Consider the following 21,883-nt stretch of genomic DNA (forward strand, 5'->3'; position numbering starts at 1 on the left):
GAGCGCTCAGGGGCCGGCCAGTCAGGGGCCCGGCCAGTCAGGGCCCGAGCGTTCAGGCACCCAGTCGTACGAACGTCCCGCCGGGCGTCCGTGGGACGGGCGGCCGGCGCATTCGTCGAACGGCCGCGTCAGTAGATCAGGTACCCCGGCCGGTGCCCCTCGTCCTCGATCTCCCCGGTGGCCTGGGCCCGCAGCTTGCGGGACAGCGCCTCCAGGGCGCGCGAGGCCGCGACCTCCTCGCCGATCCGGGCGAGCGGTCGGTCCTCCACACTCTTCAGCGCTTCCCCGTGCGCGGTGAGGCCCGGCGCTCGCGCCCCGGTCAGCCGCGCGTTGCATCCCGTGTGGACGCCGTCCTCCTCGAAGCTCAGCTCCACATCCCACTGGTTGTGCATGCCACACCTCCTGGCGCCGGCCCCCGTCCCGCCTGCCCGGACCGGCACGGGCAGTGGCCCGTGGCGTCCGCTCACACCAGCGTGCGCCCGCCACCACGGCGGCGGCAAGCGGACACCGCGCCCCGCGCCCGGCGCAGCTCCGGGGGTCGGCGCCGGGCCCCGGCGGTAGGCTGACGACAGCGCGCCAGAACCGCGGGACGCCGGGGAGCCATTCCGTGCGGACGCCCCCCTTCTTCCGGAGGACCGGCGGTGCGGCGCGGGCAACGACCTTCGGGTGGTCCCTTCGTGGCGGTCTTCGTCCTGGCACTCAGCGCCGCCTGCTGTCTGGGCCTCGGTTTCGTCCTCCAGCAGCACGCCGCGCAGCGGGCCCCGCGTGCCGACCTGCTCCGCTGGCGCCTGCTGCTGGACCTGCTGCGGATGCGCGAGTGGCTGCTCGGCACCGGCTTCATGGTCTGCGGGCTGATCCTCTCCGCCCTCGCCCTCAACCAGGGCGAGGTCTCGCTCGTCGAACCGCTGCTCGCCACCAACCTCGTCTTCGCCATGGCCCTCTCCCGGGTCCTGACCAAGCAGTCGCTCGGCCGCTCGGGCTGGGCTGGTGTGCTGTTGCTGGCCGCCGGGGTGACGGCGTTCATCGTGGCCGGCCGCCCGACCGGCGGCGGCCCGCCGGCGAGCGAACTTCGGCACTGGCTGGTGGTCGGGACGGTCGTCGGCCTGACGCTGCTGCTCGTGTCGACGGCCCGCCGGATGCCGTTGTTCGAGGAGGCGACCCTCCTCGCCCTGGCGGCCGGCCTGCTCTACGGGCTCCAGGACGCACTCACCCGGACCACCACCCAGCGCCTCGACCGCCAGGGCCTGGACGCGGTGCTGGGCAGCTGGCAGCCGTACGCGGTGGTGGCGGCGGGCGTGGTCGGGCTGCTACTGGTCCAGAGCGCCTTCGAGGCCGCGCCGCTGCGCATGTCGCTCCCGGCGCTGACCGCTGCCCAGCCGATCGCCGGAATCGCCTGCGCGGTCGGCTTCCTCGGCGACCGGCTCCGGGTCACCCCGGGCGCCCTGGCGTGGGAGGTCGCCGGGCTGCTGGCCATCGTGACCGGGGTGGTGGTGATCGGCCGCCACCCCGCGATGCCCGGTGCCGTCGGCAAGGACTCGAAGGGCTCCGGGGAGAAGCCCACGGACGAACCCGGAGCCGAGTCCGGCGAGGAACCCCGCGAGGACCCGGACGAGGAACCTCGCGAGGGCCCGGACGAGGAACCCCGCGAGGGCCCGGGCGGCGCAGCAACCGCCGGCCGGGACCCCGGCGACACGAACAGGACGGACGCCACGAACGGGACGAACCGGGGCGACATGGGCAAGGGTGGGAAGGAGAACGGACCGAAGCGGGCCGGGACGAAGCGGAACAGGGCGCAGGGGAGCGACATGGCGGGCAACGACACGAGCGGCCGCAACGACGACCGCGACGACGGCGCAGACGGAGCCGGCCCGCTCCCGGACGCCCGCTGACCGGCCGCCGGAGCACGGCACATGTGCTGGAGCGCCCGGGCGGACCTGGTGGTCGGCGGCGCGGTTTCGGCCGTCGGCGTTCTCTGCCTGGTCCGGGCCCACCGCGCCGGACGACCTGAACGGCTCGTGCTGGCCGCACTCCCCCTGGTCCTCGGCGTGCACCAACTGATCGAGGCCGCGGTCTGGCTCGGCGCCGACGGCGACCTACCCGCCGGGACGGCCCGCTGGGCGGGCACGGTCTGGGCGGTGATCGCCCTGCCGCTGCTCCCCGTCATGGTCCCCGTCGGGGTCCGCTGCGCGACCGACGGCGGACCGACCCGTCGCAGGCTGCTCACCGCCGTCGCCCTCCTCGGCATCCTCGTGGCCGTCCCGTTGGCCCTCGCCGTCGCCGTCCGGCCGGTGACCGTGACCGAGCACACCCACACCCTCGCCTACGGCGTCGGCGTCCCGTACCCGGCTCTCCTCCTCCTCGGCTACCTCCTTGCCACCGTCGGCGCGCTCCTCCTCAGCGGTGACCGTTCGCTCCGCCTCCTCGGTCTGCTCACCGGTGTCGGCGCGGTGGTCTGCGCCCTGCTCTGGCGGCTGGCGTTCGTCTCCACCTGGTGTGCCCTGGCCGCTCTCGCCTCGCTTCTCCTCCTCCACTGGACGGCTTCACCTGGCCGGCCCCCCACCGTCGGGGTGTGACAGGAACCGGTTGCCGGTCGGCGGGCCGACCGCGGGCCGCCCCTGGATCTGCGGCCCCCGCCGACGGCGGCCCCGACGGGATCGACCTATCCTGACCTGCCCCGGCCCGACCCGCCTGCGTGGCCGTCCGGGTCAGGCCCCGACCCCGGTGGTGACCGCAGGCCGTTCTGCCGGAGTGCTGCCCGTGTCGGCGACCGCCTCAGGTCCGCAGCCTCGTTTGCGGTCCATCTCGCGCCACTCCGGGCGCAGGCCGGAGAGCGTGGTGGTGGCGAAGTACAGACCGCCGCACACGAGCAGCACGGGTACGAGCCCGACCAGGGCCACGGCCGAGCCGGCGATGAGACCGCCCAACGGGATGCCGGCCCAGGCCAACGAGTCGCCGAGGGCGTTGACCCGGCCGAGCAGGTGGCGCGGTACACGTTCGAACTGGACGGCGCCGAGGATCGGATTGAGGAATCCGGAGCCGAAGCCGCTCACCGCGAAGACGGCGAGGACGACACCCATAGGTGCCCCCAGGGCCAGGACCAGGAACCGCGGGGCACCGCAGAGCAGGAAGCCGGTGAAGAACACCGTCTGACGCGGCAGCCGGTGGGCGACGGCTGCCGCGATCAGGCTGCCCCCGACCGCCGCGATCCCCCAGACGCTTCCCGTCAGACCGATGGCGGCCGGACCGCCCCCGGACTCCTGGGCCCAGACCGGGACCAGGACCGTCATGAACGCGGCGTCCAGCAGGTTCGTCACCGCGACCATCACGATGATCGTCAGCAGCAGCGGGTCGCCCCGGAGGAAGGTGAACCCCTCCCGGAACATCCGCCAGTAGCCGATCGGCGGCGGCGCCCCGGGCTCGTCCACGCGCTCGTCCACGCGCCCGGCCCGGTGTCCCGGCGCGGGCTCGGACGACGGCGCGGCCTCGGTGAGTGGCAGGGCAGCGGCGGCGTGCGCGGCGACGGCCCGGCCCATGCCCGGTGGCAGCGCGAGTGCGATGACCAGCGAGCCCAGCGCGAAGGCGACCGCGTTGACGGTGAGGCCGGTCATCGGGCCGAGCAGCGCGACGAGAGCTCCGCCCACCGCCGGGCCGGCCGTGGAGGCCAACCGCTCCGTGACCCCGGACAGCCCGGTGGCCCGCTCCATCGGGACGCGGCCCCGGTCGGCCGCCTCGGGGACCATGACCTCCTTGGCCAGGTCCCCCGGGCCGCGGGCCGCACCGATCACCCCGACCATGACCAGCAGCAGCCAGAACGGCAGCAGGTCGAGGCCGTGCAGCAGTGGCACCAGACCGGCCACGACGGCGCTCACCGCGTCCGCCGTCCAGGAGACGACACGCGGGCCGAGCCGGTCGACCACGGGCCCGGTGAGGGCCTTGACCAGCACGTACGGCGTCAGCTCGACGAAAGCGACCAGGCCGGTCATGGTCGCGCTGCCGGTGGTGGCGAGCACGAACCAGGGCAGGGCGATGGCCGAGACCCGCGTCCCGGTCAGGGAGACCGCCATCGCCGCCAGCACACCGACCAGCGGCCGGAGGCTGCGCGGCGCGGCTGCGGCATCGGCAGCCCCGACGGCACCGACGGCACCGACGGCACCGACGGCGGGAGCGTCCGTACTCCGCGCGGTCATGATCGTTCCTCCAGTTCCCCAGGTGCCGCCGCCACCGGGTCGGGGAGCACCTGGACGACCACCGCCACTCGCTCGGTGCCCTCCGGTCCCGCCGAGGCCGGATCGGCCCGCCGGTAGCGCGCGACCACCTCCGTCAGCTCCGCCGCCAGTTCGCGGGCCTCCTCCGGGCTGAGCTGGAGCACCGAGTCGCTGAGGTCCAGGGCGTGCCGCCAGTCGCTCGGCATGGTCTCGTACGCGTTGAGCGCCGTCTGTGCGGTGACGGTGTGCGCCGCGACGATCGACCTCAGGTAGCCGAGCGCCGCCTCCGGGTCCTCGTCGGCGAGGTTCGTGTCCGTCCACCAGGTGACCTGGTGGACCGCCTTCCACCACCGCTCGCGGGCGTTGCCGCGTTCGGTGTCCTCCGCGACGAACCCGGACGCCGCGAGCTGGCGGAGGTGGTAACTGGTCGCCCCCGAGTTCAGCCCCAGCTGCCCGGCGAGCCGGGTGGCGGTGGACGGGCCGTGCTTGCGGAGCAGCCCGATCAGTTGCACGCGCACCGGGTGGGCCAGGGCACGCAGACCCTTGGCGTCGAGCACGACATCGGTCTGGGGATCCGGGCTGTGCGGCCATCTGCGGTCATCGGTCATGGCAACACCATAGAACCGCAAACAGTTCTTCGCAAAGGGTTTTTGCGAAGAACTGTTTGCGGTTCTATGGTGGAAGGGCCTGCGCGGCGCGCCGGCACCGCCCCCGACGGCCCGCCGTCAGTCCCCGGCGACCGTCAGCACGAGCACCACCGTGACCCCTCCACCGGGCGTCTGCTCCACGCCCAGCCGTCCCCCCGCGGCCCGGACCAGCGCGGGCACCGAGGGCCCGGCCGCGTCGCCCGCCCCGCCGGGTTCGCGCCCGTCCGCCGGGCCTCCGGGTTCGGCGGCCCGGACCCCGGCCGGCAGCCAGTGCCGGGCCTCGGGGAGCTCCGACGGCCCCTGGTCCACGACCCTGAGCTCCACCCGGGCCAGCTCACCCGCGGGCACCTCCGGGGACCCCGGGAAGCCGGGGAACCCGAGCCCGCCCGGACCGCCCGGACCGGGCACCGGATCGATCCGGACCAGCACCCTGACCCCGGGCGGATTGCGCCGGACGGCGTGGTCGACCAGCCCGGCCAGCGCCGCCTCCAGACGACGGGCGTCCGCCACCACCACCGGCAGGCCGACCGGTATCCGCACCGACACCGACGCCGACCGGCCGCCGCCGCGCAGCACCCTGCGCACCACGTCGGCCACCTGGACGTGCCGCGCGTCCGGCACGCAGCCGCCGGCCCGGTCGGTCCACCGCAACCGTTCCAGTTCGGGTCGCGACAACGCCTGGGGTCCGACCATCCCGCCCGAGCCCGCCCGGAGCGGGCCGCCGAGCCCGCCGCCACCGGCCGGCGACGCACCGAACCCGGCCGTCGAGCCCGGTCGACCGACCCCGCCCGCGCTCTTGACCAGCCACGAACCCGCCAGTCCGCCGGACCGTCCGAGCGGACCCAACCCGCCCAGCGCCCGGGCACCCGACGCCACGTAGTCCCAGAGCTTCCCGCTTGCCATCGCCCCGCCCCTCGTACCTCGCGGACCGTCTCCGCGGAATCCCCGGCGAGCCGGTGCGGACCGTCTCCCCGGTCCTGCGACCAGCCTGCGCCAGCGCCGCCCGGGTGACAATCCGGCCCCCGGCCCCAGGCCGACCCGCCCACCCCGCCGACCGGAGGAGTCGACACCCGCCGACCGGCGGGGGCGCACTTACCCGGCGCGCGCAACCACCCTCCGCAAGCCCCGCACGCCCCCCACCCCGAACACGGACACCCTCCACCCCCGGCCCGCCCGATCCGCCCGATCCGCCCGATCCGCCCGATCCGCCCGATCCGCCCGCCGACCCTAGACTGGCCGCATGGCCCGGCTCAACGACCAGGTCAGGGAGCTGCTCCAGGAGTACGCCGACCTGATCTCGATCACCGGCGGGGACGCCTTCCGCGCCCGCGCCTACGAGAAGGCCGCCCGGGCGGTCGGCGGCCACCCCGACGACATCGCCGGACTCGACGTCAAGGGCCTCCAACAGATCCCCGGCGTCGGCAAGTCCACCGCCGAGAAGATCGCCGGGTACCTCTCCACCGGCCGGATCGAGGCGCTGGAGTCGCTGCGGGCCGAGATCCCGACCGGGGTCCGCGCGATGATGTCCGTCCCCAACGTGGGCCCCAAGCGCGCCCTCGCGCTCTACCGGGACCTCGGCATCGCGTCCGTCGACGAGCTCGCCGAGGCGGTCCGCGCCGACCGGCTGAGCGAGGTGGCGGGCTTCGGCGAGCGGAGCGGCGAGAAGATCCTGCACGGCATCGAGCTGATGCGGCAGTCGGGCGGACGGGCGCTGCTGGACGTCGCCACCGCACAGGCCGAACAGATCGTCGCCGCGCTCGCGGCCGTCCCCGGCTGCACCCGTTGCGCGTACGCCGGCTCGCTGCGACGCATGCGCGAGACCGTCGGCGACATCGACGTGCTGGCCACCGCGGAGGACTCGGCACCGCTGATGGCCGCGCTCACCGGGCTCCCCCAGGTGGCCGACGTGATCGCCGGCGGTCCGACAAAGACCTCGATCCGCACCACCGACGGTCTCCAGGTCGACCTGCGCGTGGTGCCCGAGGAGGACTGGGGCGCGGCGCTGGTGTACTTCACCGGTTCCAAGGCCCACAACATCAGGCTGCGGACGATCGCCGTCCGGGCCGGCCGGAAGCTGTCCGAGTACGGACTGTTCGACGCCGAGAGCGGGGAGAAGATCGCCTCGGCGACCGAGGAGGAGGTCTACGGGGCGCTCGGCCTGCCGTGGATCGCGCCGCCGCTGCGCGAGGACCGGGGCGAGATCGAGGCCGCCCTGCGCGGCGAACTGCCGGACCTGGTTTCCGAGGCCGACCTCCGGGGCGACCTGCACACCCACACCGACCTCACCGACGGGCTGGCCGGCCTGGAGGAGATGATCGACGCGGCCGCGGCGCGCGGCTACTCCTACTTCGCCGTCACCGACCACGCGCCCGACCTGGTGATGCAGCGGATGACCGACGAGAAGATGCTCGCGCAGCGCGAGCGACTGCGCGCACTGGCGGGCCGGCACCGGCGGATGCGGCTCCTGCACGGCACCGAACTGAACATCGGCCCCGACGGCGGCGTGGACTGGCCGGCCGACTTCCTGGCCGGTTTCGACGTCTGTGTGGCCTCGGTGCACTCGCACTTCGGGGCGGACCGGGCGGCCCAGACCCGTCGCCTCGTCCGCGCCTGCGAGAACCCCCACGTCCACGTCATCGGCCACCTCACCACCCGGCGGATCGGCCGGCGCGGCCCGATCGACGTCGACCTGGACGCCGTGTTCGCGGCCGCGGCCCGGACCGGCACCGCCATCGAGATCAACAGCTCTCCCCAACGCCTCGACCTGCGCGACGAGGACGTCCTGCGCGCCCGGCGCCACGGGGTGAAGTTCTCGATCGACAGTGACGCGCACGCCACCCCGCACCTGGCCTACCCCCGGTACGGGATCGGCACCGCCCAGCGGGCCTGGCTGACCACCGAGGACGTGATCAACACCTGGCCCTGGCAGCGGCTGAAGCGGTTCCTGCGCAAGGACGCACTGCGGTGAGCGTCCGCCCGGAGGGGGCGTGACCGCCGGCCCCGGGCACTCTCCCCTCTCCCGCATCACCCCGAATATCCGATTTGGGAGAATCTATCCACCGAACCCCTGGTGCACCGGCCCGGCGAGGAGCATGATGGTGGTGAACCTGCGAGGTAGCTGAGGGAGTTCGACCGCAGGAGGCAGTGGCGACAGATCGAGACGGATCAGGGTCTGCCGCTGGTACCTCGGTCGACGATCGAACTGTACGGCCGGAGGACGCGACGTCCGGAGGCCACCCCCGCCTCGCAGGTTCCCCACGTCCGTGGTTCCCCGCGTCCGGCTACGCGCCCGTCCGCACCGCGTACCCCATCTCCCAGGCGTGCACCGCGATGCCGACCCGGTTCGACACGCCGAGCTTGCGCTGGATGCTCGCCACGTGCGTCTTCACCGTGCCCGGGGAGATGAAGAGTTCCGCGGCGATGTCGGCGTTGGTCCGGCCCGCGGCGACCTGCCCGGCGATCTCCACCTCGCGCCCGGTCAGCGGCGCCACCGGCGCCGACCGGCGGTCCGTCCGCCGGGTCTCCGTGACGTGCTGCAGCAGCCGGACGGTGACGGACGGGCTGATCAGACTCTCCCCGCTCGCCGCCGCCCGGACCGCCTCGGCCAGCAGCGCCGGACCGGAGCGCTTGAGCAGGAACCCCGAGGCGCCGTGCCGCAACGCCGGGTAGACGTACTCGTCGAGGTCGAAGGTGGTCAGCACCACCACCCGCACCGGTGTGACGGCGCCCGGGCCGGCGAGCCTGGCGGTCAGTTCCAGGCCGTCCATCCGCGGCATCCGGATGTCCACCAGCGCGACGTCCGGGCGCAGTTCCGCGGCGAGTTCCAGCGCGGCGAGACCGTCGGCCGCCTCGCCGACCACCGTGATGTCGGGCTGGGCCTCAAGGATCCGCCGCACACTGCGCCGGACGGCCTCCTGGTCGTCCGCGATCAGCGTGCGGATGGGCTCCGGGTTCGGACTCGTCACGGGGGCAGTCTCGCACGGCGGCGCCGGCCGCCCGCCCCGGAATCAGGAGGGCCGGCCCTTGAGGTCGGTCGCCCGGCCGTCGCGCAGCACGGCCACGTGCGGCGGCACTTCGACCCGGAACCTCGCGTCGCAGTCGGCGAGACCGGAGCAACTCGCCTCCAGGTGGAGGGTGTCGCCCTCCAGCCTCCAGTCGGTCGTGCTCGTGCCGACGACGTCGGCCTTGAACCAGCGCGTGACCTTGATGTCCTGACGGTCCGCCGTGACCAGGTCGGTGGGCACGTGATGCGCCACGACGACGTCCAGCGTGGTGCCGGCGTAGCCGAAGAGCGTCGACTCGGGCTCGGCCTCCTCGGCCCGGGCGCAGCCCGTGACGGCAGCCAGCAGGACGACTGCGGTCACGGCTCCCAGGACGGGCACCCGGCCCACCGACCGCCCGGGGCGCCCGAGCAGGAACGCCCACCTTCCGGGTCGTTCGGCGGCGCTCCCCGGCCGGGCGGCCACGGCGGCGGGCGCGGCGGCGGTGTTTCGCGGCGGGGCGGCGGGCGCGGCGGCGGGGCTGGGCACGACGGTCATGAAGGGCCTCCTGCGGCGGGAGCGGTCCGGCGGCACGACCGGCGACGGCGGCCCTGCGTGGTGGCAGGACCGCGTGCGGCGGTCGCACCGACCGGTTGACGCGGATCGGAGCAGCGCGTCGGCGCTGCCGGCTTCGATCACAGTGACGAGGATCGTCCTTCGACGGCCCGCTGCCATCTGCCGTTCGGCAGATCTTCGGCGGAGGACCTTCCGCCCGCGCCCGACCGATCGGCCTGCCGCGCGGGAAGCACGCAGCCGGTCCGCCAGCCCGTAGGCCGCCACGGTCCCGCCGCCAGCGTGCCGCCGTGTGCCGAGACGCGCTCGGCGAGTCCCACCAGCCCGGTGCCACCACTGCCCGGGCGGCGGCGCAGCAGGCCATTGACGCCGCGTCCGCCATCGCCGGAGTCGGTGACCGACACCTCCACCGTCCGGAGGCCGCCCGGGCCGGCCGCCACGCGCACCACCACCTCCGCGGCCCCGGGAGCGTGCCTGCGCACGTTGGTCAACGCCTCCAGGACGACGGTGTAGGCCGTGGCGTCCGCCTCCGCCGACAACAGCCCGACGGTCTCGGGCGCTGCCTCCAGACGGGCCCGGACGGCGCCCGTCGCGGCGAACCGACCGACCAGTTCCGGCAGTTCGGCCAGCCCCGGCACACGGGTGGTGCCGGCCGTACGACCGGCCGCGCCGCCGACGCCCACCTCGCCGTCCCGCTCCCCGACCCGCCCGCCGACACCGTTCCCGGCGCCCTCCCCGTCGTCCTGCGGATCCCTCAGCGCGCCGACCATCGCGTCCATCGAATCCAGCGCGCGCAGCCCGGCCTCCTCCAGCCGGCGCAGCAGCGCGGCCGTCTCCTCCGGTTCCAGCCCCGGCAGCTGGCCCGCCTGAGCCTCCAGCACGATGCCCGTGACCTCGTGCGCCACGAAGTCGTGGAGCCCGCGGGCCACTTCGAGACGCTGTGCGCGCCGGGCCCGGGTCACCGCGCGCTCCCGACGGGCGTCCAGCGCGCGCAGGTAGAGGCTCGCCCCGACCACGACGGCCAGCGGCACCAACGAGCACAGCACGGCGATCACGGAACCGGTCCGGCCGCCGTCCGGGACCCTCGCGGTGAACCGCAGCGGCACCACGGCCGCCGCCGTCACCACCGCCACCCCGACCGCGCCGGCCCACCGTCCGCGCGCCCGGCGGGCCACCCGTCCCGCCAGCACCAGCAGGGCCGCCCACTCGAACGGCAGCCAGAAGGCGGGCAGTCGGTACGGCCCCGCGTACCCGAGGTCCAACGACAGCGAGGCGACGGCCACCGCGCCCGCCGCCGCCACGAGCGTCACCCGCCGCGACGGCGACGGCCACGGCAGGACGGCGACCAGCGCCGCCAACGCGGCCGTGCCCGCGACCAGCAGTGCGGCGGCGTGCTCACCCGCGTGTGCCAGCGCGGCGGGCGCGAGCAACAGCAGCGCGACGGCGGTGCCCAGCGGTCGGCGGACCCGGGCGGCCCGGGTCGGGAGGGAGGAAGCGGCGGCGGGCCACGGCTCGGCCGGGATCCGGGCCTGCGCTCGATTCGCCGAAGGTTCAGCACACATACGGACGAGCCTACGATCCGGCCGGTCGTTCGCCCGCTCGGGCCAACTCTCCCGGGGGAGGCGGAGATCCTCCCTGAGGAGGGGGCGACCCCCACCGCAGCGGGAGGTGCGACGGCCGTGCACCGATCAGTCTGGTGCGTGACCGCAACACCTCGCCGGAGACACCCCGGCCCCGGACCCGGCCCACCCGGACCCCGCACGGCGCCGACCGCCTCCGACCACCGTCGAAAGGACCCGCCCCATGCGACGCCCCACCATCACGACCGTTCGCACCGCCTCCGCCACCGCCCTCTGCCTGCTGGCGGCACTGGTCACCGCGGCGCCCGTGACCGCAGCCCCCTCCGCCACCCCACCCGCCGTCACCGACGCCCGGGAGACGGACGAGACGGACAGGACCGGCGGGACCGGCGGGACCGGCGGGACCGGCGGGACCGGCGGGACCGGCGGGACCGGCGGGACCGGCCAGCCGACCGTCCGCGTGCGGGGCGGCGGCGGAGCCACCCTCACCAAGGACTTCTCCGGGATGGAGGGCGACCTCGTCCGCTTCGAAGTCGACGCCCGGACGGACCTCAACAACGCGCCCGGCCGCGCCCGGGGCCGCTTCCACGTCACCCACCACCGACCGGACGGCGCCCTGGTCGCCGACTTCGAGGGCACCCTCGACTGCCTCGCCGCCGGCGGGCGGACGGCGATCACCACCGGTGTGGTCACCGGCGGGTCGGCCCCCTGGTTCCCGGACCTGCCGCTCGTGGGTTCCAGGGTCTCGCTCACCGTCCAGGACGACGGGCGGAACGACCGCTTGGGGTGGCTCTGGGGCGCCTTCGGGATACCCGTGTCCGACTGCCAGGGCACGGTACCGTTCATCCGTACCGACACCGGCAACTTCACCGTCCGGGGCTGAGCCCCGCCGCACCCCGCCGCACGGAACCGGAGGACCCGTCCGATGTCCCAGCCCCGTACGCCCTCCGGCGTCCTCCCCCGCCCGGGCCGCGCCTTCCGCCCGGACCCGGTCAGCCCCGCCGCCCGGGTCCCCGGCGCAGCGGTGGCCGGCCGGTGAGCGACGCACCCGACTACGGCCGGCTCGCCCTCGTCGGCCCCTACTTCGCCCTCGACGTCGCAGCCACACCGGGCCAGGGGCCGCCCCCGGGCTTCCGTCCGCTGCGGGAGTTCTACGCCCCCGGCCCGGACGGACCGCTGGCCGACCGGGTACGAGAGGTGGCGCGGCGGCTCGGGACGGCCGAGCCCAGGGTCGCGGCGTCGATCCTGCACCTCGGCCTGGCAGCCCGGTTCTGCTCGGTGGGCCTCGGTGCGGCCGTCCTGCTCGGCGAGGTGCCCGAACTGGACCCGGACCGGGCGTGGGTGCGGGTCCCCGAACAGGGACCGGTCGACCTCTGGATGCCGTCCGGGCCCGCCCCCGCGGACCGGGGTTCCCTCGTCGACCGCTTCCACCGGACCGTCGTCGAGGGGCAGTTGGTGGTCCTGGAGGCGGCCGTCCGGGCCGTGGTGCCGCTCTCCGACGGGCTGCTCCGGGGCAACACCGCCTCGGCCCTGGCCGGCGCCCTGCGCATGCTCGACGCACACACCGCGGACCACGCCACCGCCCGCACCTCCCCGCCGCCGGGGGCCACCTCCCCGCCCCACGGCCCCGCCCGGGCCCGCGCACTCGTCGCCCAGGTGCTCGACCGACCGCCGCTGGCCGGCAGCGGAACGTTGATCGCGACCCGGGTCCCCGGGATCCCCGGGCACCCGGACGCGCTCGGCGGTACGGCGTTCCGTCGCACCAGCTGCTGCCTGTACTACCGCGTCGGCCCGCAGGCGGGCGTCTGCGGCGACTGCTGCTTCACCCGCCCGCCCCGCCGTCCCTGACCGGCGCACCCGACCGCCGTCCCTGACCGCGCCCGGGTCGGCGGGGCCGGCCGGGGCGGTACCGGTTCACCCCTCGGCACCGGAGTCGACCCGGCCCGGGCTATCGTCCCGGTGTGCTGTCCGTACTCGTTCTCCCGGCGGCGCTGCTCACGGCCGGAGCGGCGTACTGGCTCGCCCTGGCCTCCCTGCGGTTGGCGGCCGGGGTACCGGTCGCCCTGGCCGCCCTGGTCGGAGCGCCGGCGGTGCTGGGTTCGGCGGTGGCCGTCGGCTGGCTCGCCCGGCCCTCCTACCTCGCGCCGTTCGCCGCCCTCCTCTGGGCGGTCGGCGGGCTCGCCGGCGCCGGACACGGACTGCTGCGCCGCCCCTCCGGCCGACACACCTGACCCGCCCCGGGTCGGGGGCCCGAGGTCGGGGGCTCCGTGGCCGGGGCGCTGCCCGCCGGATCCACCACGGCACCCCGCCCGCGCCACGGGCCGCCACCGCACGCGCCCGTCCCGACTCCGCTCCCGGGGGGGCTCCCTCCCCTGCCGTCCGGAGTCGCGGCCGGCCGAGCGGTCAGACCGTGACCGCCTCCTCCGCCTCCTCCTCGGCCTCGCCACCGCCGCCGACCGGCTGCCCGACCGGGCGCCCGACCGACCGGCCGCCCCGGCCCGCGGCATCAGACCAGCTCGAACACCCCGTACGAGAAGCCGTCCGCCCGCAGCTCCCCGCTCACCACCCGCACCCCCTGCACGTCGAGCGGCCGGACCGCCCGGCCCTCCGGTACGGCCCCGCCCGGCTCCACCACCACCGGCTCCCGCCGCGGGTTGACCACCACCAGGTACCGCCCGGCGCGCGTGTAGACCAGCGGGTAGCCCGCGTGCCGGACCTCCACGGAGCCGGTTGCCCCCAGCCCCGGGTGCGCCCGGCGCAGCGCGATCAGCCGCCGGACGGTGTGCAGCAGCGAGGTCGGGTCGGCCCGCTGGGTGGCCACGTCGGGCCGGTGCGGGTCGGGGTCGACCGGCAGGTAGAGCCGCTCGGCGGGAGCCGTCGAGAAGCCCGCGTTCGGGCCGGGCGCCCACTGCATGGGGGTGCGCGAGCCGGCCCGGTTGTACTGCGGGCCGAGCACGCTCCCCTCGACGTCCGGCAGGCCGGGCAGGTACCGCATGCCGATCTCGTCCCCGTAGTAGACCGCCGGCAGCGTGGGCCAGGTGAGCAACAGCGCGAAGGCCGGGGCGAGTTGCTCCGCGGTACGCGGTCCGGTGGCGAGCCGGGAGAAGTCGTGGTTGGCCGTGGGGAGTGCGATGTAACCGGCGCCCTCGGTGAGTTCGGCGGCGGAGCGCCAGGCGTCCAGGAAGACCCGGGGCGTGCCGCGCCCCTCGGCCTCGAAGTAGCAGGGCCCCTGCTTCCAGTACTCCTCGACCGTTCCGGCGTTGTTGTTCCAGAGCGAGCGCAGTGGCAACCCCTGGTCGGCGCCGCCGAACTGGAGGAAGAAGTCCGCGTGGAAACCGGCTGCCACGGCGGCGGCCGGCTCTCCCCACTCGGCGAACAGGGCCGCCTGCGGGTGGGTGCGGTCGAGCCAGTCCCGCAGTTCGGTCCAGAGCTTGCCGGTCTCGGTGAAGCCGGGGTCGTCCTTGACCATCGAGGAGGCCATGTCGACCCGGAACCCGCTCAGGCCGAGTCCGAGCCAGTGGTCCATGATCTCGCGCAGCGCGGCACGGTTGGCACGCGGCCCCTCGGCGTCCACCGACTGCCGCCAGGGCTGGTCGGCACTCTCGCGCGCGTAGCCGAAGTTGAGTGCGGGCTGGCAGTCGAAGAAGTTGGGCCGGTACCAGCCGGGACGGCCGCCGGGCGAGGCGACGAAGCCGTCCACCGGGCCGTCGGACCAGATGTAGCGGTGGTCGAACGGGTCCTCGGCCGAGGCCAGGAACCAGGGGTGGCGGTCGGAGGTGTGGGCTGCGACCAGGTCCAGCAGGACCCGGATGCCCTTGCGCCGCGCGGCCTCGACCAGGGCGGCGAGGCCCTCCGTGGTGCCGTAGCGCGGCGCGGGCGTCAGGTAGTCGGCGACGTCGTACCCGGCGTCGCGGAACGGCGAGGCGAAGCACGGGTTGAGCCAGACCGTGTCGACACCCAGCCACGAGAGGTGGTCGAGGTGCTCGGTGACGCCCGTGAAGTCGCCGATTCCGTCGCCGTCCGAGTCGGCGAAGGTCTGCGGGTAGATCTGGTAGAGGACGGCGTCGGCCAGCCAGTCGGGGCCGGGGCGGGTCGAGGTCATGGGTGGATCCTCCTGCCGGGTGCCGGGGGCTCTCGATTCTCGTTGAATCCCGGCCGTCCCAACAGTCCGCAGCGACCACTCCCGGCGCCGAAGCGGGCCTCGGGGGCCTGTGGCGGGAGGAGCCCCCGGGTCGTCCCGCACTCCTCCCGCGCCGCTTCAGCGCCCTCCCGCTCCCCCTCCCCGCGCGCCCCGCCCCCTCCCGGACCGCTCCGCCTACCCTCCGCACCCTGGTGACCCGCAGGTCCGCAGCCTTGAAGCCTCAAAGCCTCAAAGCTGCGGAGCTGCGGAGCCTCAGAGCTGCGGAGCCTCGGGGCCCGCCCCGCCGTCCGCTACCGCGCCGCGCAGGCCGCCGTGAACGCCTTCGCCCGCCGGGTGATCTCCGCCCAGTCCCCGGCCGCGACCACGTCCGGCGGCACCACGTCCGTCCCGGCACAGACCGCGAGCGCGCCCTGGGCCAGGAACTCGCCCGCGTTGCCCCCGTTGACGCCTCCGGAGGCGACCAGCGGAACGTCCGGGTACGGGCCGCGGAGGTCCTTGAAGTAGCCGGGACCGAACGCCCGCGCGGGGAAGATCTTCACGGCGGCGGCGCCCAGGTCGACCGCCAGGGCCACCTCGGTCGGGGTGAGCGCGCCCAGGACGACCGGCACCCCGGCGGCGTGCGCGGCGTGCGCCACCTCGGGCCGCAGACCGGGGGTGACCAGGAAGGAGGCACCGGCGTCGAGCGCCCGCCCGGCCTGCTCCGGGGTCAGCACCGTACCGACCCCGACCCGCCAGCCGGCGCGCGCGGCCCGCTCGACATGGGACGTCACGTCCGGTGTGGTGAAGGTGAGTTCGGTCCAGGTGATGCCGCCCTCGGCGAGCGCGGCGCAGAGCGCGGCGGCGTCCGGTATCCGGGGGGCACGGACGACGGCGATGACCGGTTCGGCGGCCAGCGCCGCGCGCGTGGCGGCGAGCACGGCGGGGTCGGCGGCAACCGAACCGACCGGGGCGGCGGGGTCGACGACGGCGGCCGGGTCGACGGAATCGACGGTGACGGGCTGAGAGTTCATGCGGCTCGGGTTCCTCGTGCGGTTCGGCGCAGGGCCCGCCCCGGGCGCGCGCCCGTGGTGCGGCCCTGCCGGACGACGGCTGTGCCGTTGACGTAGACGTGCTCGATGCCGACGGCGGGCCGCCGCGGCTGGTCGAAGGTGGCCGCGTCCTGGACGCGTTCGGGGTCGAACAGGACGAGGTCCGCGTGGTGGCCCGGGGTGATCCGGCCCCGCCGGTCCAGGCGGAGCCGGGCGGCGGGCCGGCCGGTCATCCGGGCGATCGTCTCCTCCAGCGTGAGCACGCCCGCCTCCCTGCTGTAGCGGGCCAGGTAGCGGGGGAAGGTGCCCCAGGCACGCGGGTGCGGCCGGGCCCCGACCAGCAGCCCGTCACTCCCGACGGTGTGCGCACGGTGGCGCATGATCGCCCGGACGTTCTCCTCGTGGCCGACGTGCTGGAGGATCGTGGTGGCCAGCTCGTCGCGGCGCAGCAGGTCGAGGAAGACCTCCGTCCCGGAGCGGCCCTGCTCGGCGGCGAGCTCGGCCACGGACCGCCCGACGGCGTCGGCCAGCTCCTGGTTCCGGACGCCGGACAGCTGGATGGTGGCCCAGTCGGTGACCACCCCGTGACAGCCGTCGCTGCCCTTCTCCTCCACCTCGTACCGGATGCGCTCGCGCACCGCGGGATCGCCCAGCCGGTCGAGGGTGGCGCGCGGGCCGCCCTCGGTGGACCAACTGGGGAGCAGCGCGGCCAGTGTGGTGGAACCGGGCAGGTAGGGGTAGCTGTCCAGGGTGAGGTCCACCCCGTCGTCGAGCGCCCGGTCGACGAGGTCGAGCAGTTCGCCGGCCCGTCCCCGGTTGACGCCGAAGTTCATCGTGGCGTGGGTCAGGTGGAGCGGACAGCCGGAACGCCGGGCGATCTCCACCATCTCCGCGTAGCCCTCCAACGCTCCCTCGCCGTAGGAGCGTTGGTGCGGGGCGTGGAAGCCGCCGTACTCGGCGACCACGCGGCAGAGCTCGACGAGTTCGGCGGTGTCGGCGTACATCCCGGGCGTGTAGGTCAGCCCGCTGGACATCCCGACCGCGCCCTCGGCCAGCCCCTGGGCCAACAGCGCGCGCATCCGGTCGAGTTCGGCGGCGCTCGGGGCCCGGTTCTCCCATCCGACGACGAGCATCCGCAGCGATCCGTGCGGCACCAGGTAGCAGGCGTTGACGGCGGGACCGGTCCGGTCCAGCCGGTCCAGGTAGCCGCCGACCGTCCGCCAGTCCCAGTCGAAGTCCTCCGGGTCGCCGTTCCAGCCGGCGATCTGGCGGCGGAGGGCAGGCAGCGTACGGTCGTCGACCGGGGCGTAGGAGAGGCCGTCCTGGCCGAGGACCTCGCAGGTGACACCCTGGGTGACCTTGGCCGGATGCTCGGGTTCGAGCAGCAGGGCGAGGTCGGAGTGGGCGTGCATGTCGATGAACCCGGGAGCCAGCACCAGCCCGTCGGCGTCCACCACCCGCGCCCCGTCGACACCGCGGCCGATCTCGGCGATCACTCCGTCGGCGATCCGGACGTCGGCCCGGTACCGTTCGGCGCCGGTGCCGTCGACGACCGTGGCCCCCTTGAAGACCACCTCGCGGGCACCGGGCCCGTGGCCGCGGTCCACCCGGCCCGCCGGCTCGCCCCCGCCGCCCGGCCCCTGCTCCCGGCTCATCAGAAGAACGTCCTGACCAACCCGGTGACCTTCGGCTCGGCCGCCGAGGCGTCGTCGAGCACCGGGATCAGCGCCCACTTGTCGAAGGCGGTGCACGGGTGCGAGACGCCCAGCCTCAGCACGGCACCGATCGGCGCGAGGTCGCCCGCGTCCCGCAGGAAGGCGTGCTGGTCGTTGAGAGCGGTGATCCGCGCCGCGGTCCCGGTCAACTCCGCCCCGCCCCGCACGCGTTGCGGCTCCGGGAGCCCTTCGTCGAACGGCAGGTCGCGCTTGCCGGCGTCCAGCAGCGCCAGGTGCGGTTCCGGCCGGGAGACCACCCGGGCCCACCCGTGCAGCGCACTGCGCAGCGGCGCCCCACCGGCGTCCGTCCCACCCGCGGCGCCGGCGGCCCGGGCGAGCGGGGAGATCCCCCGGTAGAAGCCGTCGTCGTGGGCGATGTACGCACCGGAACGGAGCACCACGAAGGCTTCCGGAAGGGCCCCCAACTCCTCGGCCACCAGGTCGAAGTAGGCACTCCCCCCGGCCGTGACCACGGGCGCCGAGCCGTCGGCGTACGCGCTCGCCAGCCGTCCGTGCAGTTCGGCGAGGGTCCGCAGGTACGTCCGGACGGCGGCGAGCCCGTCCTCGCTCGCGTCATGGGCCAGCGCGCCCTCGTAGCCGCCGATCCCGGCAAGTCGCAGGGTGGGCGCACGCAGCACGGCGGCGGCGATCTCGACCGCCTCGTCGACGGTGCGGGCGCCGGTGCGCCCGCCCGGGCCGCCGAGTTCGACCATCACCTCGACCTGGCGCTCGGCGCCCGCGGCCCGCAGCGCCTCGTCCATCAGCCGGACGCTCGCGGCGGAGTCCACCCAGGAGGTGAAGGCGAAGGCCGGGTCGGCGGCCAGTTCGCCGGCCAGCCAGCCGAGGCCGGCCGGGTCGGGCAGGGTGTTGGCGAGCAGTACCCGCTGGACGCCGAAGGCCCGCGCCACCCTGATCTGCGGCAGGTTGGCGAGGGTGATGCCGTGGCTTCCCGCGGCCAGCTGGGCCTGCCACAGCGCGGGGGCCATGGTGGTCTTGCCGTGCGGGGCGAGCGCCACGCCCGCCTCGGCGCACCAGGCGGCCATGGTCCGCAGATTGTGGTCGAGCGCGCCGGCGTCGAGGGTGAGCAGCGGGGTGCCGAGGTCGGCGAGGGCGGGGCCGGTGGCCAGGTAGTCGCGGACGCTCAGGCCCCAGGCGGCCGGCGGCAGCGCCTTGAACCGCCAGTCGAGCGTCTCGTCGGCGAGCGCCGCCACCGCCCCGGTGTCGATGCCCGGCCCGGTGCCGCTGCTTGCGAAGGTCTGGTCCACCGTCTTCCTCCATTTGCCGTGTTGCAACATACGCAACGAGGGTTGCACATGCTGGCAGCACGGTTCTAGCATCGGCGCCGGACGAAGGTCAACGACGGTCGCCCCCGGCAGGCGGGCCACCCGGTCGGCCGCAGCACCCCCACCCGGTCGGCCGCAGCACCCCGAGGAGCCCAGCAGATGCCACGACAGGACGCCGCCGTGAGCCCGGGCACCCCACCGCTCGGCGGCCCGGCGGCGGCCGGACCCGACCCGGCCGGGCCCGCAGTGGCCGAGCCGGCCACCCCGGCCGGCTCCGCCGCGCCCGCCTCGGGGGGCGTCCGCGACCCCGCCACCCCGGCCGCCGTCTGCGTGGGCGAGTCGATGGCCGTCCTCCTGCCCGACCGGCCCGGCCCTCTGGAGTCGGTGGAGGCGTTCCGACTATCCGTCGGCGGGGCCGAGTCGAACGTGGCGGGCGCCCTGGCCGCGCTGGGCGTGCCGAGCGCCTGGATCAGCCGGGTCGGCGACGACGGCTTCGGCCGCCGCCTGCTCGGCGAGCTCACCGCACGCGGGGTGGACGTCTCGGCGGTCGCCGTCGATCCGCACCGCCCCACCGGCCTCTACCTCAAGGAGATCGGCGGCTCCACCGGCGACCGGTTCGACCTCGGTCCCGGCCGCAGCCGGCTCCACTACCACCGGCGCGGTTCCGCCGCCGCCGCGCTCTCCCCCGCCCTGCTCGCCGACCCGGCCGCAGCCCGGCTACTGGCCGGCGCCCGGCTGCTGCACCTCTCCGGCATCACCGCGGCGCTCTCCGACGACTGCCTGGCCCTGCTCCGCGCCCTGCTCGCCGACCGCCGTCCGGGCCGTCTGGTCAGCTTCGACCTCAACTGGCGCCCGGCGCTCTGGCGCGACCGTGACGTCTCGGTGCTCCCGCCGCTGCTGGACGCCGCCGACCTCCTGCTGATCGGCGCCGACGAGGCCGAGGCCGCGTTCGGCGTCGGCGACCCGCACGAGCTGCGCCGCCGGTTCCCCTCCCCCGCCACCCTGGTGGTCAAGGACGCCGCCCGGCTGGTCACCGCCCTGGAGCGGGACGGGAGCACCGTCAGCGAGCCGGCGCTCACCGTCGAGGTGGTCGAGGCGACCGGGGCCGGCGACGCCTTCGCCGCCGGATACCTGGCCGGCACGGTGCGCGGCCTCGACCAGCGGCGCCGTCTGCGACTCGGCCACCTGAGCGCGGCGTGCGCGCTGACCGCCGACGGCGACCAGGCCGAGCTGCCCCCGGAGCCGGTGGTCGCCGCCCTGCTCGCAGCCTCCCCGGAGGACTGGGCGTCCACCCGGGTGTCGGCGGATGGCATCGTGTCCCCTGTACTGCCCGCGGTCGCACGGACCGCCCCGGCCTCCAGCGTGTCGGCGCCCGCCACGGCGACACCCGCGGCGGCCACGCCCGCTCCGGCCGCGCCGGCGCCGGGGGGCGGTGCCGCCGACCCCCGACCGGCCGCCTCCCCGGCCCTTGGAGCACGATGAGCCAGACCGTGACCCGCGCCCTGCGCATCCTCGCCGAGCTCGGCGAGGGCGAGCGCTCGCTGGACCAGCTCGCCGAGGTGCTCGGCGTGCACAAGACCACCGTGCTCCGGCTGCTCCAGAGCCTCGAAGAGGAACGATTCGTCTACCGCGATCCGGCGTACCGCTACCACCTGGGCGCCGGGCTCTTCGCCCTCTCCGGCCTGGCGCTGGAGCAGCGCGGGGTCCGCCGGATCGCGGCGCCGCACCTGGCCGAGCTGAACGCCGCCACCGGCCAGACCGTGCACCTGGCCGCGTACGAGGGGGGCGAGGTGGTCTACATCGACAAGTACGACTCCCGCCACCCGGTGCGGATGTACTCGCGGATCGGCCTGCGCGCGGCCCTGCACAGCGCCGCGGTCTCCAAGGTGCTGCTGGCCGACCTGCCGGTGCCGGAGCGCCGCCGGGTGGTGGCCGGGATCGACTTCACCCCGCACACCGCCCGCACCCTGACCACGCCCGAGGCACTGCTGGCCGAACTGGAGAAGGTCGCCGTCCAGGGCTGGGCGCAGGACCACGCCGAGCACGAGGCGTTCATCAACTGCGTGGCCGCACCGATCCGGGACGCCAGCGGCCGGGTGGTCGCCGCCGCCTCGATCTCGGTGCCGGACGTCGTCCTCCCGTACGAGCAGGTGCTGGAGCTGCTGCCCCAGCTGCTCGCCACCACCCGCGCCGTCTCCGCCGACTGCGGCCAGACGCCGCCGACCACCTGAGCAATCACCGCAACGAAGGAAGCGCATGAGCGACAAGACCGAGATCCGGACCGACGGCGCCCCCGCCCCGGCGTGGATGTTCTCCCAGGGCGTCCGCAAGGGCCCGATCCTCCAGGTGTCCGGTCAGGGCCCGCAGGACCCGGCCACCGGCGAGTACCTGTTCCACGGCGACGTGAAGGCCCAGACCCGGCGGACGCTGGAGAACGTCAAGGCGATCGTCGAGGCGGGCGGCGCCACGATCGAGGACGTGGTGATGTTCCGCGTCTACCTCACCAAGCGTGCCGACTTCCCGCTGATGAACGAGGTCTATGCCGAGTTCATCGACGAGAACATCAGGCCGGGCGGGGTGAAGCCCTGCCGGACCACGATCTTCGCCGAGCTCCCGCAGGAGCCGATGCTGGTCGAGATCGACGCCCAGGCCGTCGTCGGCTGATCACGCGGCCACGCGGAAGGGCCCGGGCCGTGGGCGGGGCCCAACCCCGGGGCGGGGGGCAACAACC

At 75.3% G+C, this 21,883-nt stretch carries 19 protein-coding genes and 1 pseudogene; 9 read left to right on the forward strand and 11 right to left on the reverse strand.

The genetic code is table 11. The annotated features are described in order from the left end of the window. Nucleotides 1-128: 128 nt before the first annotated feature. The gene (locus tag ABZY91_RS20015) at nucleotides 129-392 is read right to left on the reverse strand and encodes a dsRBD fold-containing protein (RefSeq protein ID WP_329877854.1); all 264 of its coding nucleotides are present in this window, start codon (nucleotides 390-392) and stop codon (nucleotides 129-131) included. Between the two features lie 285 nt (nucleotides 393-677). On the opposite strand from ABZY91_RS20015, the pseudogene ABZY91_RS20020 reads away from it, so the two are divergent. Then, nucleotides 678-1,517: pseudogene (locus tag ABZY91_RS20020) on the forward strand (DMT family transporter); the annotation flags it as partial. Between the two features lie 393 nt (nucleotides 1,518-1,910). After that, the gene (locus ABZY91_RS20025) at nucleotides 1,911-2,573 is read left to right on the forward strand and encodes a DUF6629 family protein (protein ID WP_355404038.1); all 663 of its coding nucleotides are present in this window, start codon (nucleotides 1,911-1,913) and stop codon (nucleotides 2,571-2,573) included. Between the two features lie 132 nt (nucleotides 2,574-2,705). Here ABZY91_RS20025 and ABZY91_RS20030 read toward each other — a convergent pair whose 3' ends face one another. The 3 genes from ABZY91_RS20030 to ABZY91_RS20040 form a co-directional block, all read right to left on the reverse strand. Further along, the gene (locus tag ABZY91_RS20030) at nucleotides 2,706-4,187 is read right to left on the reverse strand and encodes an MFS transporter (protein ID WP_355404040.1); all 1,482 of its coding nucleotides are present in this window, start codon (nucleotides 4,185-4,187) and stop codon (nucleotides 2,706-2,708) included. After that, nucleotides 4,184-4,813, reverse strand: a complete 630-nt coding sequence (locus ABZY91_RS20035; protein ID WP_355404042.1) for a helix-turn-helix domain-containing protein — start codon at nucleotides 4,811-4,813, stop codon at nucleotides 4,184-4,186. The genes ABZY91_RS20030 and ABZY91_RS20035 overlap by 4 nt, the downstream gene beginning before the upstream one ends. A gap of 117 nt (nucleotides 4,814-4,930) precedes the next feature. After that, nucleotides 4,931-5,755 (reverse strand): hypothetical protein, encoded by an 825-nt coding sequence (locus tag ABZY91_RS20040; protein WP_329877862.1) that lies wholly within the window; start codon nucleotides 5,753-5,755, stop codon nucleotides 4,931-4,933. 337 nt (nucleotides 5,756-6,092) lie between these two features. Here ABZY91_RS20040 and polX point away from each other — a divergent pair, with 337 nt between their 5' ends. After that, a complete protein-coding gene (gene polX, locus ABZY91_RS20045) occupies nucleotides 6,093-7,820 on the forward strand; it encodes a DNA polymerase/3'-5' exonuclease PolX (protein WP_355404044.1) in 1,728 nt (575 codons plus the stop codon). Nucleotides 7,821-8,133: 313 nt separating this feature from the next. Here polX and ABZY91_RS20050 read toward each other — a convergent pair whose 3' ends face one another. The 3 genes from ABZY91_RS20050 to ABZY91_RS20060 all read right to left on the reverse strand — a co-directional run bounded on the left by ABZY91_RS20050 (nucleotide 8,134) and on the right by ABZY91_RS20060 (nucleotide 10,967). Further along, nucleotides 8,134-8,817, reverse strand: coding sequence for a response regulator transcription factor (locus ABZY91_RS20050; protein WP_329950130.1), 684 nt, complete (start codon nucleotides 8,815-8,817; stop codon nucleotides 8,134-8,136). A 42-nt stretch (nucleotides 8,818-8,859) separates the two neighbouring features. Beyond that, nucleotides 8,860-9,390 (reverse strand): hypothetical protein, encoded by a 531-nt coding sequence (locus ABZY91_RS20055; RefSeq protein ID WP_355404046.1) that lies wholly within the window; start codon nucleotides 9,388-9,390, stop codon nucleotides 8,860-8,862. A 137-nt stretch (nucleotides 9,391-9,527) separates the two neighbouring features. Further along, nucleotides 9,528-10,967 carry a histidine kinase gene (locus tag ABZY91_RS20060; protein ID WP_355404047.1) on the reverse strand — a complete coding sequence of 480 codons (1,440 nt, stop codon included), beginning with the start codon at nucleotides 10,965-10,967 and terminating at the stop codon, nucleotides 9,528-9,530. A 241-nt stretch (nucleotides 10,968-11,208) separates the two neighbouring features. Between ABZY91_RS20060 and ABZY91_RS20065 the strand changes: the two genes are divergently transcribed. From ABZY91_RS20065 to ABZY91_RS20075, 3 genes are all read left to right on the forward strand, one after another. Further along, nucleotides 11,209-11,868: a hypothetical protein gene (locus ABZY91_RS20065; protein WP_355404049.1), complete on the forward strand. Its 660-nt coding sequence runs from the start codon at nucleotides 11,209-11,211 to the stop codon at nucleotides 11,866-11,868. A gap of 152 nt (nucleotides 11,869-12,020) precedes the next feature. Then, nucleotides 12,021-12,833: a (2Fe-2S)-binding protein gene (locus ABZY91_RS20070; RefSeq protein WP_355404051.1), complete on the forward strand. Its 813-nt coding sequence runs from the start codon at nucleotides 12,021-12,023 to the stop codon at nucleotides 12,831-12,833. Between the two features lie 113 nt (nucleotides 12,834-12,946). Then, on the forward strand, nucleotides 12,947-13,216 hold the full coding sequence (locus ABZY91_RS20075) for a hypothetical protein (protein WP_355404053.1): 270 nt from the start codon (nucleotides 12,947-12,949) through the stop codon (nucleotides 13,214-13,216). A 275-nt stretch (nucleotides 13,217-13,491) separates the two neighbouring features. Here ABZY91_RS20075 and ABZY91_RS20080 read toward each other — a convergent pair whose 3' ends face one another. From ABZY91_RS20080 to ABZY91_RS20095, 4 genes are all read right to left on the reverse strand, one after another. Beyond that, entirely contained in the window at nucleotides 13,492-15,087 is a 1,596-nt protein-coding gene (locus tag ABZY91_RS20080; protein WP_355404055.1) for an alpha-amylase family glycosyl hydrolase, read from the reverse strand. Between the two features lie 329 nt (nucleotides 15,088-15,416). Continuing rightward, nucleotides 15,417-16,136, reverse strand: coding sequence for a bifunctional 4-hydroxy-2-oxoglutarate aldolase/2-dehydro-3-deoxy-phosphogluconate aldolase (locus tag ABZY91_RS20085; protein WP_355404057.1), 720 nt, complete (start codon nucleotides 16,134-16,136; stop codon nucleotides 15,417-15,419). Next, a complete protein-coding gene (locus ABZY91_RS20090; protein WP_355404059.1) occupies nucleotides 16,133-17,809 on the reverse strand; it encodes a D-aminoacylase in 1,677 nt (558 codons plus the stop codon). The genes ABZY91_RS20085 and ABZY91_RS20090 overlap by 4 nt, the downstream gene beginning before the upstream one ends. Then, nucleotides 17,809-19,134, reverse strand: coding sequence for an alanine racemase (locus tag ABZY91_RS20095; RefSeq protein ID WP_355404060.1), 1,326 nt, complete (start codon nucleotides 19,132-19,134; stop codon nucleotides 17,809-17,811). Before ABZY91_RS20095 ends, ABZY91_RS20090 begins: the two co-directional genes overlap by 1 nt. Before the next feature lie 177 nt (nucleotides 19,135-19,311). Between ABZY91_RS20095 and ABZY91_RS20100 the strand changes: the two genes are divergently transcribed. From ABZY91_RS20100 to ABZY91_RS20110, 3 genes are read left to right on the forward strand one after another with little or no spacing between them, the layout of a single operon-like run. Then, complete coding sequence (locus tag ABZY91_RS20100) at nucleotides 19,312-20,634, forward strand: sugar kinase (RefSeq protein WP_355404062.1); 1,323 nt, start codon at nucleotides 19,312-19,314, stop codon at nucleotides 20,632-20,634. Further along, nucleotides 20,631-21,383 carry an IclR family transcriptional regulator gene (locus ABZY91_RS20105; protein ID WP_329877889.1) on the forward strand — a complete coding sequence of 251 codons (753 nt, stop codon included), beginning with the start codon at nucleotides 20,631-20,633 and terminating at the stop codon, nucleotides 21,381-21,383. Before ABZY91_RS20100 ends, ABZY91_RS20105 begins: the two co-directional genes overlap by 4 nt. A gap of 25 nt (nucleotides 21,384-21,408) precedes the next feature. After that, nucleotides 21,409-21,816, forward strand: a complete 408-nt coding sequence (locus tag ABZY91_RS20110) for a RidA family protein (RefSeq protein WP_329877891.1) — start codon at nucleotides 21,409-21,411, stop codon at nucleotides 21,814-21,816. The last annotated feature ends 67 nt before the right edge of the window (nucleotides 21,817-21,883 follow it).

The sequence above is a fragment of the Kitasatospora sp. NPDC002965 genome (assembly GCF_040611255.1).
GTDB lineage: Bacteria > Actinomycetota > Actinomycetes > Streptomycetales > Streptomycetaceae > Kitasatospora.